At 58.4% G+C, this 13,388-nt stretch carries 10 protein-coding genes and 1 pseudogene; 4 read left to right on the forward strand and 7 right to left on the reverse strand.

The window, feature by feature from the left end:
* Positions 1-165, forward strand: a pseudogene (locus tag ABY948_RS06470) (IS4 family transposase); the annotation flags it as partial.
* A gap of 60 nt (positions 166-225) precedes the next feature.
* Here ABY948_RS06470 and rho read toward each other — a convergent pair.
* Together rho and trxA are read right to left on the reverse strand one after the other, a co-directional pair.
* Entirely contained in the window at positions 226-1,485 is a 1,260-nt protein-coding gene (rho, locus tag ABY948_RS06475) for a transcription termination factor Rho (protein WP_461481703.1), read from the reverse strand.
* A 211-nt stretch (positions 1,486-1,696) separates the two neighbouring features.
* Positions 1,697-2,023, reverse strand: a complete 327-nt coding sequence (trxA, locus tag ABY948_RS06480) for a thioredoxin TrxA (protein WP_461481704.1) — start codon at positions 2,021-2,023, stop codon at positions 1,697-1,699.
* Positions 2,024-2,143: 120 nt separating this feature from the next.
* Between trxA and ppx the strand changes: the two genes are divergently transcribed.
* Positions 2,144-3,649: an exopolyphosphatase gene (ppx, locus tag ABY948_RS06485; RefSeq protein WP_461481705.1), complete on the forward strand. Its 1,506-nt coding sequence runs from the start codon at positions 2,144-2,146 to the stop codon at positions 3,647-3,649.
* 49 nt (positions 3,650-3,698) lie between these two features.
* On the opposite strand, the gene ppk1 is transcribed toward ppx, so the two are convergent.
* Positions 3,699-5,801 (reverse strand): polyphosphate kinase 1, encoded by a 2,103-nt coding sequence (gene ppk1 / locus ABY948_RS06490; protein ID WP_461481706.1) that lies wholly within the window; start codon positions 5,799-5,801, stop codon positions 3,699-3,701.
* A 161-nt stretch (positions 5,802-5,962) separates the two neighbouring features.
* Between ppk1 and ABY948_RS06495 the strand changes: the two genes are divergently transcribed.
* Positions 5,963-8,077, forward strand: a complete 2,115-nt coding sequence (locus tag ABY948_RS06495) for an FAD-dependent oxidoreductase (protein ID WP_461481707.1) — start codon at positions 5,963-5,965, stop codon at positions 8,075-8,077.
* Between the two features lie 26 nt (positions 8,078-8,103).
* Positions 8,104-9,144, forward strand: a complete 1,041-nt coding sequence (locus tag ABY948_RS06500) for a methyltransferase domain-containing protein (RefSeq protein ID WP_461481708.1) — start codon at positions 8,104-8,106, stop codon at positions 9,142-9,144.
* Between the two features lie 7 nt (positions 9,145-9,151).
* Here ABY948_RS06500 and hemW read toward each other — a convergent pair whose 3' ends face one another.
* From hemW to ABY948_RS06520, 4 genes are all read right to left on the reverse strand, one after another.
* Entirely contained in the window at positions 9,152-10,306 is a 1,155-nt protein-coding gene (hemW, locus tag ABY948_RS06505) for a radical SAM family heme chaperone HemW (RefSeq protein ID WP_461481709.1), read from the reverse strand.
* A gap of 91 nt (positions 10,307-10,397) precedes the next feature.
* Positions 10,398-11,699 carry an HD domain-containing phosphohydrolase gene (locus ABY948_RS06510; RefSeq protein WP_461481710.1) on the reverse strand — a complete coding sequence of 434 codons (1,302 nt, stop codon included), beginning with the start codon at positions 11,697-11,699 and terminating at the stop codon, positions 10,398-10,400.
* Between the two features lie 312 nt (positions 11,700-12,011).
* Complete coding sequence (locus ABY948_RS06515) at positions 12,012-12,425, reverse strand: hypothetical protein (RefSeq protein ID WP_461481711.1); 414 nt, start codon at positions 12,423-12,425, stop codon at positions 12,012-12,014.
* A gap of 225 nt (positions 12,426-12,650) precedes the next feature.
* A partial coding sequence (locus tag ABY948_RS06520; protein ID WP_461481712.1) for an HD-GYP domain-containing protein occupies positions 12,651-13,388 on the reverse strand: 738 nt, incomplete at its 5' end.

Genomic DNA, 13,388 nt, shown 5'->3' on the forward strand with positions numbered 1-13,388 from the left:
CTGTTGGCATTTGCTCGCCACAGTGCCAGAGCGGGCTGGACAGTACAGCGGATTCTGCGGTTGATCCAACTGAATTTATTTGAGCGAAGAGCCTTAAAAGAGCTCCTGTGCCCCGACCCACCGAGACAGAAAAAAGGCGAACCTCAAATGAGGTTCGCCTTATGACTTTCAACTGTGGGACAGCAGTGGGCAAATGCCGGGCTTTTTATTGGCCGTTAAGCGCGCTTACTTGCGCTTCATCGACATAAAGAATTCGTCGTTGGTCTTGGAATCCTTCAGCTTGTCGATCAGGAACTCGGTGGCATCGGCGTCTTCCATGCTATGCAGCAGCTTGCGCAGGATCCAGGCCCGTTGCAGCTCTTCCTCGCCCATCAGCAATTCTTCTCTACGAGTACCAGAACGACGGATATTGATAGCCGGGTAGACCCGTTTCTCCGCCACCTTGCGATCCAGGTGCAGTTCCATGTTGCCGGTGCCCTTGAATTCCTCGTAGATCACCTCGTCCATCTTGGAGCCGGTTTCCACCAGCGCCGTGGCGATAATGGTCAGGCTGCCGCCCTGCTCAATGTTGCGCGCGGCGCCAAAGAAACGCTTGGGGCGCTCCAGGGCATGGGCGTCCACACCGCCGGTCAGCACCTTGCCGGAAGAGGGTTGCACGGTGTTGTAGGCGCGCGCCAGACGGGTGATGGAGTCCAGCAGGATCACCACATCCTTTTTGTGTTCCACCAGGCGCTTGGCTTTTTCGATCACCATGTCGGCCACCTGCACATGGCGAGCCGGTGGCTCGTCAAAGGTGGAGGCGATCACCTCGCCGCGCACCGAGCGCTGCATCTCGGTCACTTCCTCGGGGCGTTCATCGATCAGCAACACCATGATGTAGCATTCGGGGTTGTTGCGGATAATGGACTGGGCGGTGTGCTGCATGAGGATGGTTTTACCGGCTTTGGGCGGTGCCACGATCAGGCCGCGCTGGCCTTTGCCGATGGGGGAAATCAGGTCGATGATGCGGCCGGTGATGTCCTCGGTGGAGCCGTTGCCGGTTTCCAGTACCAGGCGCTCGTCGGGAAACAGTGGCGTCAGGTTTTCAAACAGAATTTTGTTGCGGGCGTTTTCCGGTTTTTCGAAGTTGATCTCATCCAGCTTGAGCATGGCGAAATAGCGTTCGCCTTCCTTGGGGGGCCGGATCTTGCCGGAAATACTGTCGCCGGTGCGCAGGTTAAAGCGGCGAATCTGGCTGGGGGAGACATAGATGTCATCGGGACCGGCCAGGTAGGAGCTGTCAGCGGAACGCAGAAAACCGAACCCGTCGGGCAGAATTTCCAGAACGCCGTCGCCGTAGATGTCCTCACCACTTTTGGCGTGGCGTTTCAGAATGCTGAAAATAACATCCTGTTTGCGGGAGCGGGCGAGGTTGTCGAGGCCAATTTCTTCGGCGATTTGCAGAAGTTCATCAATTGGTTTGGTTTTAAGTTCGGTTAAGTTCATAAGTACAGACATAGTGACTTTTTGGAATTGAGACGGGCTGACAGCCGGTCGAGAAATTGAGCTGGTGTCCTGGAAGGGCTTATCGGAATTATTCGCTAGTTCTTAATACTCGTCGAAGGACATCGACGTGGTTGAGGTGCAGTATAGGCGCGGCCAGATTAAAGCGCAATAACTGGTGCGGTGGCCCTTGCGCGCCACCGCAGCGGTTTTTTTAAAGGCTGGCGTCGATGAATTCGATCAGCTGGGTTTTGGACAGCGCGCCCACTTTGGTGGCTTCGACGTTGCCGTCCTTGAACAGAATCAGGGTCGGGATGCCGCGAACATTAAATTTGGCGGGGGTTTCCATATTGGAATCCACATCCACTTTGCAGATTTTCACCTTGCCGGCGTACTCGTCTGCCAGCTCATCCAGAATGGGTGCAATCATTTTGCAGGGGCCGCACCAGGCTGCCCAGAAGTCGACCAGTACAGGTGTGCTGACATCCAGTACTTCGCTGGCAAAGCTGGCATCGGTGATGTGAACGATGTTGTCGCTCATGGGGTTCTCCAGATTAATGTCTATTGAATGGTAAGGGGGTAGAATTACCCTGAATCATAGCACCCGCCCCCGACGAGTAACAAATGCTGCCGCCACAAACAGGCCCAGGAAACCAAGCTATTGAATAACACCACCGAACAGGACCAGACACTGGCCGCCATCGATCTCGGCTCCAACAGTTTCCACATGATTGTGGCGCGGGTTAACCACGGTGAGATGCGTCCCATTGAACGCTTTGGGGAGCGGGTCCAGCTGGCGGCGGAGATGAAGTCAGGACGTCTCGCGCCGGAGGCGATCGCTCGCGGCCTCGCCTGCCTGGCGCGGTTTCGTCAGGTGATCGATAAGTTGCACCCCGATCTGGTGAGGGTGGTGGGCACCAATGCCCTGCGGGCGGCCAAAAATGCCCCAGCGTTTATCAAGCCGGCGGAAGCCCTGCTGGGATGCCCGGTGGAAGTGATCTCCGGCCGCGAGGAGGCGCGACTGGTTTATTTGGGGGTGGCGCACACCCTTGCCGACGACGATGATTCGCGGCTAGTGGTGGACATCGGCGGTGGCAGTACCGAATTTGTTATCGGCCAGCGGTTTGAATCAAGGTTGCGGGAAAGTTTGCACATGGGGTGTGTCACCTACCGGGACCGCTTTTTCCCGCAGGGAAAAATTTCCCCCAAGCGTTTTGCCCGGGCCTATCAGGCGGCCTACCAGGAAGTGCTGCGCATTCGCAAAGCCTATCAGCGCCAGGGTTGGGATAATGCCGTGGGTTCCTCCGGCACCATGCGCAGCGTGGAGCTGGTGGTCGCCCTAAAGGGCTGGACTGACGAGGGTATCAGTGCGGACAGCCTCGCCAGTCTGCGCAAGCTGCTGCTCTCCCACGGCCATTTCGACGAACTGACCGATCTGCCCGGTCTCAGTGAGCGGCGACGGGGTGTGATTGTGCCCGGCGTGGCTATTCTCAGCGGTATTTTTGATGCCCTGGGCATTGAACACATGCACACCTCGCCGGGCGCGCTGCGCGAAGGCGTGGTTTACGAGATGATGGGCCGTCTGGAACACGAGGATGTTCGCGAACGCACCGTCTCTGCGCTGATGCGCCGCGCCGAGGTGGACCAGCAGAACGCCGAACAGGTGGAGGCTATGGCGATGCTGCTATTCGACGCGGCGGCCGCCGATTGGCAGTTGAGTGAGGCGGACCGGGACCTGGCGCGCTGGGCGGCGCGGCTGCACGAAGTGGGCTTGAGCATCGCCCATACCCAGTTCCACAAGCACGGCCAGTACCTGATCGAACACTCCGACCTGCCGGGTTTCAGCAGGCAGATGCAGCGGGTGCTGGCGCTGTTGGTGCGCAGCCACCGGCAGCGTTTTCCGGTGGAGGATTTTGCGGGCTTTGACGAGCAGCAAACCCTGCATCTGCGACGACTGTGCGCGCTGATGCGGCTGGCGACGCTGTTCAAATACGTCACCCCGGTGGAAGGTGAACCGCTGTTTTCAACGCGGGTCGCCGGCCCTGAGATCGCCCTGTATTTTGATACCGGCTGGCTGGCGCGCCATCCGCTGACCAGTGATGCGCTCAAGTCGGAACAGCGGGTTCTGAAAAAAATCGGTTTTCAGTTGTGGCTGAACGGGGCCTAGTCACCGGCATTTAAGTGGTCATTGGCGTTTAGTCAGTAGCCACAGGCGTTTAAGCGGTGAGGTTGTTGAGCAGTTCCAGTTGCGCCGACAGCGGGGGCTGCCCCCGGTCCGGGGTGTTTAGCCGGTAGCTGCCGTCCGACTGCAGCGCCCAGCTCTGGCAGTTGTCCTGAAGGTAACTCTGCAAATCACTGCGAATTCTCGCCTGCAAGCGGGGATTGAGTACCGGGAAGCAGATCTCCACCCGGTGCATCAGGTTGCGCTCCATGGCATCCGCACTGGAGCAGAATACCCGGGGGGCGGCATTGTGGAAGTAGTAGACCCTCGAGTGTTCGAGAAAGCGGCCGACAATGGAGCGCACCCGAATATTGTCTGAAACCCCTGCAATTCCGGGCCGCAGGCAGCACATGCCGCGGATGATCAGGTCGATTTTTACCCCGGCAATGCTCGCTTCATACAGGGTCGTAATCATTTTCGGTTCGGTCAGGGCATTGACCTTGAGGATGATATGGGCTTCCCTGCCCTGCCGCGCGGCCTCGGCCTCGGCTTCAATCAGGCGCAGCAGGTTCTTTTTCAGGGTAAAGGGCGCACTGAACAGGGTTTTGATGCGTTCCGCCTTGCCCATGCCGGTGAGCTGCTGGAAGATTTTATGCACATCGCTGCACAGGTCGGTGTCGGCGCTGAGCAGGCTGTAATCGGTGTAGAGGCGTGCGTTGCCGGCGTGGTAATTGCCGGTGCCCAGGTGTACATAGCGGCGCACCATCAGCAGGGCCTTGGCGTGGGTTTTGCAGCCCACCACACCGTAGGTCACCACTGCGCCGGCCTCCTGCAAATGGGTGGCCAGCTGCAGATTTTCCTCTTCGTCAAAACGGGCGCGCAGTTCGATCACCACGGTGACTTCCTTGCCGGCCCGGGCGGCTTCCACCAGGGCATCCACGACTTCCGAAGACGACCCGGTGCGGTACAGGGTCATCTTGATGGACAGCAGGGCGGGGTCTTTGGCCGCCTGGCGCAGCAGGTCGATGATCGGGGTGAAGGACTGAAAGGGGTGGTAGAGCAGAATATCCTCTTTTCTCACCGCATCGAGAATATTGGGGTCGGGGCCGCGCAGTGCCTTGGGAATGGAGGGAATGAAGGTTGGAAACAGCAGGTCGCTGCGGTTCAGCATTTGCCGCAGTTGATTCATCCGCCCCAGATTGACCGGCCCGTCCACCCGATACAATTCGTTACCCGACAGGTTGTACTGTTCGAGCAGAAAATTGACCAGTTCCTCCGGGCAGTGCTGGTCCACCTCCAACCGCACGGCGCTGCCAAAACGGCGCGAGTGCAATTCGCCGCGCAGCGCCCGGGCAATGTCTTCCACCTCCGCGGCGTTCAGGTCCAGGTCGGCATCGCGGGTGATGCGGAACTGGTAGCAGCCGGTGGCCGTCATGCCGTTGAACAGATCGTCGATATGGGCGTGGATCAGGGAGGACAGCAGCACAAAATTATCGCCGTCTTCACAGAGTTCGTCGGGCACCCGGACCAGTCTCGGCAGGGAGCGCGGTGCCGGCACAATGGCCATGCCGCTGTCCCGTCCGAAGGCATCCTTGCCCTCCAGGGAGACAATAAAATTGAGGCTTTTGTTGACCAGCCGGGGAAAGGGGTGAGCCGGGTCCAGGCCGATGGGGCTGATCACCGGCATCACCTGTTGCCGGAAGTATTCCTCCGCCCAGTGGGTCATGGCCTCAGTCCAGCGAGAGCGATTGAGCACACGGATTTGCTGTTGCTCCAGGGCGGGCAGCAGCACGTCGTTGAGAATCTGGTATTGCTTGGCCGTGGCGGCCTTGCACTGCTCACTGAGGCTGTCCAGAACATCTTTGGGACGCATGCCATCGACGCTGACCATCTCGCGGGAAAAACTGATCTGCCGTTTCAGGCCCGCCAGCCGTATTTCAAAAAACTCGTCCATGTTACTGTTGAAAATCATCAGGAACTGGAAGCGTTCCAGCAGCGGATAATCCCCGTTCAGCGCCTGCTCCAGAACCCGCAGGTTGAACTGCATCAGGCTCATATGGCGATTGATGAAATACTGGGCGCTGGAAAGATCCGGCTTTTCCCTGGTCACGGCGAGCTCCTGTACAGAATGATCCGGTGGCTCGGGCATGTCATTCATGGGCATCACCTCGGTGAGACGGTTTGATTCCCTGCAGAGATTATGTCGTTTTTTGGTCCGTTATATGACAGCAGCCCAGGTGGCTGGACACCGGGTACTGAACTGATCGGCCAATAGCCCCTCTAAAGCTGCTGAACCAACCATGGTGCCCTGGAGCGCAGATGCCCATAAAAAAAATAATCACCCTGCTAGTTATAGCCCTGGTTGTCGGTGCCTACCTCTTTTTCGACGGTGAACAATACCTTCGTCCCGGCTTTTACCAGTCCCTCTACGCACAACAACCGCTGCTAACCGCCGCGGTGTATTTTGTGATTTACGTGGTGGCGACGGGCTTCTCGCTGCCCGGTGCGGCGCTGCTCACGGTGATTGCCGGGATGATCTTCGGGCTGTGGACGGGGGTGCTGCTGGTGTCCTTTGCCAGCTCTCTGGGTGCCACCCTGGCATTTATGGTGTCGCGACTGTTATTGCGCGACTGGGTACAGGCGCGGTTCAGCCGCTACCTGGGTACGGTCAACCGGGGGATTGAGCGGGATGGTCCCTTCTATCTGTTTTCGATGCGGCTGATTCCGGTGATTCCGTTTTGGGTCATCAACCTGGTGATGGGCCTGATGCCGATCTCGGCCTTCCGGTTTTACTGGGTCAGCCAACTGGGCATGCTGGCGGGCACCGCGGTCTATGTGAATGCCGGCGCTGAAATCGGCTCGCTGGAAGGCTTTTCCGCCGCGGCGATCCTCACACCGGGGCTGCTGCTGTCATTCCTGTTGCTGGCGCTGTTTCCCTACCTGGCGCGGGGGTTGCTGGACGCCGTCAAGCGGCGCCGGGTCTACCGCGACTATTGCCGGCCCGCCCGCTTCGACCGGAATCTGGTGGTAATCGGTGCCGGCAGCGCCGGGTTGGTGAGCGCTTACATTGCGTCTGCTGTTAAGTCAAAAGTGACGCTGGTGGAAAAGCACCGCATGGGGGGCGACTGTCTCAACACCGGCTGTGTGCCCAGCAAGTCGCTGATTCGGGCCGCTCGCGCCGTTAAAGAGATTAACAGTGCCTCCGAACTGGGTATCGAGGTGGCGGCGCCGAAAGTGGATTTTGCCCGGGTGATGGGCCGGGTCCGGAAGGTGATCCGGCAGGTTGAACCCCACGATTCCGTGGCGCGCTATTCCGAACTGGGGGTGGATTGTGTGCAGGGCGAAGCGGTTATCAAGTCGCCCTGGGAAGTGGCGGTGAACGGTGCGGTGATCAGCGCGCGCAATATCATTATCGCCAGCGGCGCCAGCCCTGTGGTGCCGCCCATTGCGGGACTGGCGGAGCTGGATTACCTGACCTCCGAGAATCTCTGGGAGCTGGAGGTGTTGCCCGAGCGCTTGCTGGTGATGGGCGGCGGGCCGATCGGTTGCGAACTGGCGCAGGCCTTTCAGCGGCTGGGATCACAGGTCACCCTGGTGGGGCCGCGACTGTTGCCCAAAGAAGATGCCGACGCTTCCGAGGCAGTCCGGCAGGGCCTGCAGGGCGATGGTGTCGAGCTGCTGCTCGGCTACCGGGTGAAGGAGTTTGTGACCCGGGGCGCGAGCCATGTCGCCGTGGCGGCCTCGGATGAGGACAAACGGGAAGTGGTGTTTGACCGGGTGTTGATTGCCCTGGGAAGAAAGGCCAACACCCAGGGCCTGGGGCTGGAATCCCTGGGCATCGAGCTCAATGGCAATGGCACGGTGACGGTGGATGAGTACCTGCGCACCCGCATCCCCAATATCTTTGCCTGTGGCGATGTGGCGGGGCCCTATCAGTTTACCCACACCGCTGCCCACCAGGCCTGGTATGCTGCGGTCAATGCGCTGTTTGGGTGCTTGCGCAAGTTCAAGGTGGATTACCGGGTGATCCCCAGGACGACGTTTACCGATCCCGAAGTCGCCCAGGTGGGGCTGACAGAAAAGGATGCCCAAGCACAGGGAATCGAGTTTGAGGTCACCCGCTACGGCCTGGACGATCTGGATCGCGCCCTGGCGGATAACGCCGCCAACGGGTTTGTGAAAATTCTCACAGTGCCGGGCAAAGACCGGATTCTGGGTGCCGCGGTGGTGGGCCATCACGGCGGAGAGTTGATTGCCGAACTGGTGCTGGCCATGAAGCAGGGGGTTGGCCTGAAGAAAATTCTCGGTACCATTCACAGTTATCCCACCCTCAGCGAAGCCAACAAATATGCCGCTGGCAACTGGCAGCGAGCGCACAGCCCGGCACGGTTGCTGGCGTGGGTGGAAAAATACCACCGCTGGCAGCGCCACTGATATCTGACCAATACGAGAAACTCGCGATGTACGATACCGTCAAGGACTACTACGGCAAGTCACTACAGGGCTCCGAAGATCTGCAGACCGATGCCTGTTGCACCCTGGACAGCGTGCCCGACCATATCAAGCCGATCATGGCAAAAATCCACCCGGAAGTGAGTGGCAAGTACTACGGCTGCGGCCTGGTGGCGCCGGAGTTGCTGGAGGGGCTGCGCATTCTCGATCTGGGCAGCGGCTCCGGCCAGGACTGCTATGTGCTGTCGGCGCTGGTGGGCGAGCGCGGTGAAGTGGTCGGCGTGGATATGACCGACGAGCAGCTGGCGGTGGCCAATCGTCACATCGACTTTCACCGGGCGGCATTCGGTCTGGCCCGGCCCAATGTGCGCTTTCTCAAGGGCTATATCGAAAAACTCGACCAGCTGGGTCTGGAGGACAACAGTTTTGACCTGATCGTCTCCAACTGCGTCATCAATTTATCCCCGGACAAGCGGGCGGTGCTGGAGCAGGCCCACCGACTGCTGAAACCCGGTGGCGAACTGTATTTCTCCGACGTCTACGCGGACCGGCGGGTGCCGGAGCAACTGTTAAGCGATGCCGTGTTGTACGGTGAATGCCTGGCGGGGGCGCTGTACTGGAATGATTTCCTGCAACTGGCCAAGCGGGCGGGGTTTGCCGACCCGCGTCTGGTGGATGACCGGCCGCTGGCGGTGGGCAGTGAAGAGATTCGCGCGAAGCTCGGTGAGTTGAAATTTTATTCAGCCACCTATCGCCTGTTCAAACTGGATAACCTGGAGGCGGCTTGTGAAGACTACGGGCAAGCAGTGGTTTATCGCGGCACCGTGGCCAATTCCCCGGACCGTTTTTTACTGGACAAACACCACCTGATCGAAACCGGAAAACCGTTTGCCGTCTGCGGCAACAGTTATCGTATGTTGAACGAAACCCGCTTCAAAAATCATTTTGAATTTTCCGGTAATTTTGAAAAACACCTGGGAATATTTAAAGGCTGTGGCAGCGAGCTGCCGTTTGACAGCGGCGCAAAAAAATCGGCCAGCTGCTGCTAGAAAAAATCTATTCGGAAAAAAATTCCAGCACGGAATTTAAAAACTGGTGGCCCTTGAGTGTGGTGCGAATCCTGTCGGCATCCTTTTCCAGCAAACCCATGGCCGCCAGTTTTTCGCAGCTATTTATTACCCGACTGTAGGGCAGGCCGGTGCGGTCGGCAAAGTAGTCCCGGGGCACCCCCGCATTCAGGCGCAGGGCGTTCATCATAAATTCAAGCGCCAGTTCGTCTTCAGCGATTTTTTTGCAGCTGGCGGTATAGGAGTGGTCGCGCTGCAGATAATCGGCGGGCAGGCGGGTTTTGCTGGTGCGAATAATGCGCTGTTCATCGGGCAGGGTAATTTTTCCGTGGGCGCCGGCGCCAATGCCGAGATAATCGCCAAACTGCCAGTAATTTTTATTGTGAACAGATTCTTTTTTATCCCGGGCGAAGGCAGAAACCTCATACTGAATATAATTATTTTCTCGCAATAATATCTGTCCCGATTCCTGAATATTTTCCAGCACATTTTCTTCCGGAAGTACGGGTGGGCGACGATAGAATTCTGTGTTGGGTTCAATGGTCAGCTGGTACCAGGAAATATGACTGGGGGACAGGGCAATAGCCTGCTGTAAATCTTCCAGCGCTTCCCGTTCAGTCTGCCCTGGCAGGCCGTGCATCAGATCCAGGTTGAAATTGTCGAAGCCCGCCCGACGGGCCATGGCAATTGCCGAGTGGGCGTTTTCCCCGGTATGAATGCGGCCAAGTTTCTGCAGGTGCAGGTCGTTGAAGCTCTGGATGCCGATGGACAGTCGATTGACGCCGACGCTGCGGTAGCCGTTGAATTTCTCCTGCTCAAAGGTGCCGGGGTTGGCCTCCAGGGTGATTTCGATCTCCTCCGCAAAGCCGATGCGCCGCCGCGCGGCCTGGATAATGCGGCCGATGCTCTCTGCCGAAAACAGGCTCGGCGTGCCGCCACCGAAAAAAATCGATGCCAGCGACCGGCCCTGGGCGTAGGGCAACTCGATGTCCAGCTCGCGAATCAGCGCCTGAACGTACGCCTCCTCGGGCAGTGCCTCACCTGCGGCGTGGGAGTTGAAGTCGCAATAGGGGCACTTGCGCACACACCAGGGAATGTGGACATACAGGGACAGGGGTGGCAGAAACAGGGGGGGTGAGGTCATGGCGGCCATTCTAACACTGCCGGATAACCCCGGTGTGCAACCGGCGCAACGGGTGGTTGGGGGTTAATGAGTTGTGATTGGGGCTCAGCTGCTAGCTGATCGGTTCGCGGACAGACCTGGATGCCTGTATTTGGTAGAAAAAATCATTGGGTTTATCCGCCTGCGGTATTTGATAATCGAGCGCCCTGAACAGCCGGAGACAGGCTGCGGCTGCCCTGGCATCGTAGAGGGTGCCGGCATTTTGCTCAATTTCCTCCAGCGCCAGTTCCAAACCAATAGCGGCGCGGTAGGGCCGGTGTGAAGACATGGACTCAACCACATCGGCTATCGCCAGTATGCGCGCTTCCATAATGATCTGATCGCCCCTGAGTCCCTGAGGATAACCGCTGCCGTCCAGTCGCTCGTGGTGTTGATGGGCCACGGCGGCGATGGGCCAGGGGAATTCGATGTCCTTTAGCAGCAGAAAACTGTTCTCGGCGTGGGTCTTGATCAGTTCGTACTCAGCGCTGGTCAGTCGCGCGGGTTTGGTCAGGATTTCGGAAGGAATGCCGATTTTGCCCACGTCGTGCAACAGTCCCGCGATGCGCAGTCCCTGTTGATATTCGCTGTCGTAGCCCATCTCGGCGGCAATGGCAGCAGCCAGCTCTCCAACCCGCGCCTCATGGCCTGCGGTATAGGAGTCGCGCAGCTCGGTGAGTTCGGCGATCATGTTGATGGTGTTATACATGGCGTCTTCAACGCGCGCCGCATAGTCCTCTACCTCAAGTTGTGCGCGGTGATTGTCACTGAGGTCGGTCCAGACACCGATAAATACCCTTGAATGAGGGGTCTCCTCGATCAGCTGCAACTCGTCCTTGACGTAGAGGTAGCCGCCGTCGTTGCGCCGGAAGCGGTATTCGCGGCTGCCCCCGGTGGCGGACAGAAACCTCGTGCCGGCCTCTTCGGCCCGCTGTCGATCTTCGGGGTGCAGGTGCCGCTGCCACCAATCCGGGGCGAGAGCCGCTTCCACCCTGTAGCCGAGGATGCGTTCGATGTTGTTGCTCACCCAGGTGAGTGTGGCTGCCCCATCCCGGTAGTCCAGAGCGTAGACGATGACCGGCGTGGCGGAAAAGATTTTGTCGATGGAGAGGGGCAGCAGGTGGTTGGCCGTCTCGGCCAGCTGGGCCTTGAAGAGTAACTGGGTATTCTTCTGCAGCAGAAAAAATAGCACCAGCGAGGTGAACAAAACAAAGCCCCAACCCTTGATCAGGCCGAGTTGGAATACCGCGGATTTATCGGGCCACAGGCTGAACAGTACCCAGTCGCCGAAAAATATCCACAGGCTGGCCGCGATGACATAGCCCACAATGATTTTGCAGGAGGGGGTGCAGCGTTTTCGCAACTTGGGGTTCATTGAGAACTCCGTTGTGAGCGGGGGTTCGCGGCTGGGGTTCTGTCTGGGAGTCGTCGCATAATCCTGTCTTCCCTGGCATCGGTTAACTATATTGCAACGGGAGGCTGGGCCTGTAGATTGAGAATAGTAGTTAACTGCATGCGCGACAAATTAGTGTGAACAGGCCCTAGTAGCTGGGAGTTGTCGTAGCTGGGCGTTCTGCCGGCGACTTCTCGGACAGGGTGAGAGCTGGACACTGCGCGGGTTCTGCTTTCCGGCAAATCCGCCGATGTAGCCACCCGGCGCAGGAAGGCTTGCGGTACGGCAAACAGATCAGCTGGTTGCCCGCAGTGCTTCTCCGGTGTCCTGCTTGCGCTGGCAAGCGTAGTAATAGAACAGAATGGCGGCACCGATCGTGAACGGTATCATGGCCAGGTATTTGCCTTCAAAAAGCCCGAAAAAGATCCTTTCATCGAAGCCGAAGAATTCACTGATCATCCAAACAGAATTGGCCCCGATCCAGCAGGCGATCGCCAGGTTGTGGGACAATTCGGACGCCAGGTGCCGGGTGCGCCAGGCGATGAATATCGCCACACTCAGGGTCGGCATGATCATCAGGATGCCGAGTAACTTCCACACCATGCACCAACTGATATCCTTGACCAGCCAGAAGGCAATATCAATATGCAGGTTTTCCATCCGGCGGTGTCTGGCCGGAATCTGGTACATCGGTTCGTTTTGTTTCATGTGAAAAGGGTTCCGTTCAGTAGAAGGGAGCACAGCTAGCAGCGCCTTTTTTCCCGAGAGGGTTTTATGAAAGCGTGCCGAGCCCGCGTCGGCCAGGCCCTATTGCCCCGATACGACCTGACCTGCCAATGGCTTGACAGGATAGTGCGGGATTGAACATCCGTTGAAGTTGGAAGGCAACTGGAATAAAGGCTTTCCCGGGAGGAAGTCGGTGGTGTGAAGGCCCTAGCTTACCAGTTCGTGTTTCGAGCGAAACTGCTCGATTCTCACAAAGGTGGGATCCAGTTTTTCAGACGGCATTTGGTAGTGTTTTTCCCGGAACAGTCGCAGGCAGGCCCGGACGCAGGCGGGGTCGTACAGCCGACCGGCGTTCGTTTCGATTTCCTGTAGCGCCACCTCCATGCTGAGGGAGGGCCGGTAGGGTCGGTGGGAGGCCATGGACTCGATCACATCGGCAATGCCCAGTATCCGCGCCTCCATAATGATCTGGTCGCCCCTCAGTCCCTGGGGATAACCGCTGCCGTCCAGTCGCTCGTGGTGTTGATGGGCGACGGCGGCGATGGGCCAGGGAAATTCGATGTCCTTTAGCAGCAGAAAACTGTTTTCGGCGTGGGTTTTGATCAGTTCATACTCGGTGCTGGTCAGTCGCGCGGGTTTGGTCAGGATCTCCGAGGGAATGCCGATTTTGCCCACATCGTGCACTAGTCCGGCGATACGCAGCCCCTGTTGCACCTGTTCGTCATAGCCCATCTCCCGGGCGATGGCCGCCGCCAGTTCCCCGACCCTGGCCTCATGGCCAGCGGTATAGGGATCGCGCAGCTCCGTGAGTTCAGCGATCATGTTGATGGTGTTATACATGGCGTCTTCAACGCGCGCCGCATAGTCCTCTACCTCAAGTTGTGCGCGGTGATTGTCACTGAGGTCGGTCCAGACACCGATGAACACTTTCGAATGGGGTGTCTC

The sequence above is a fragment of the Porticoccus sp. genome, assembly GCF_041592135.1.
Lineage (GTDB): Bacteria > Pseudomonadota > Gammaproteobacteria > Pseudomonadales > Porticoccaceae > Porticoccus.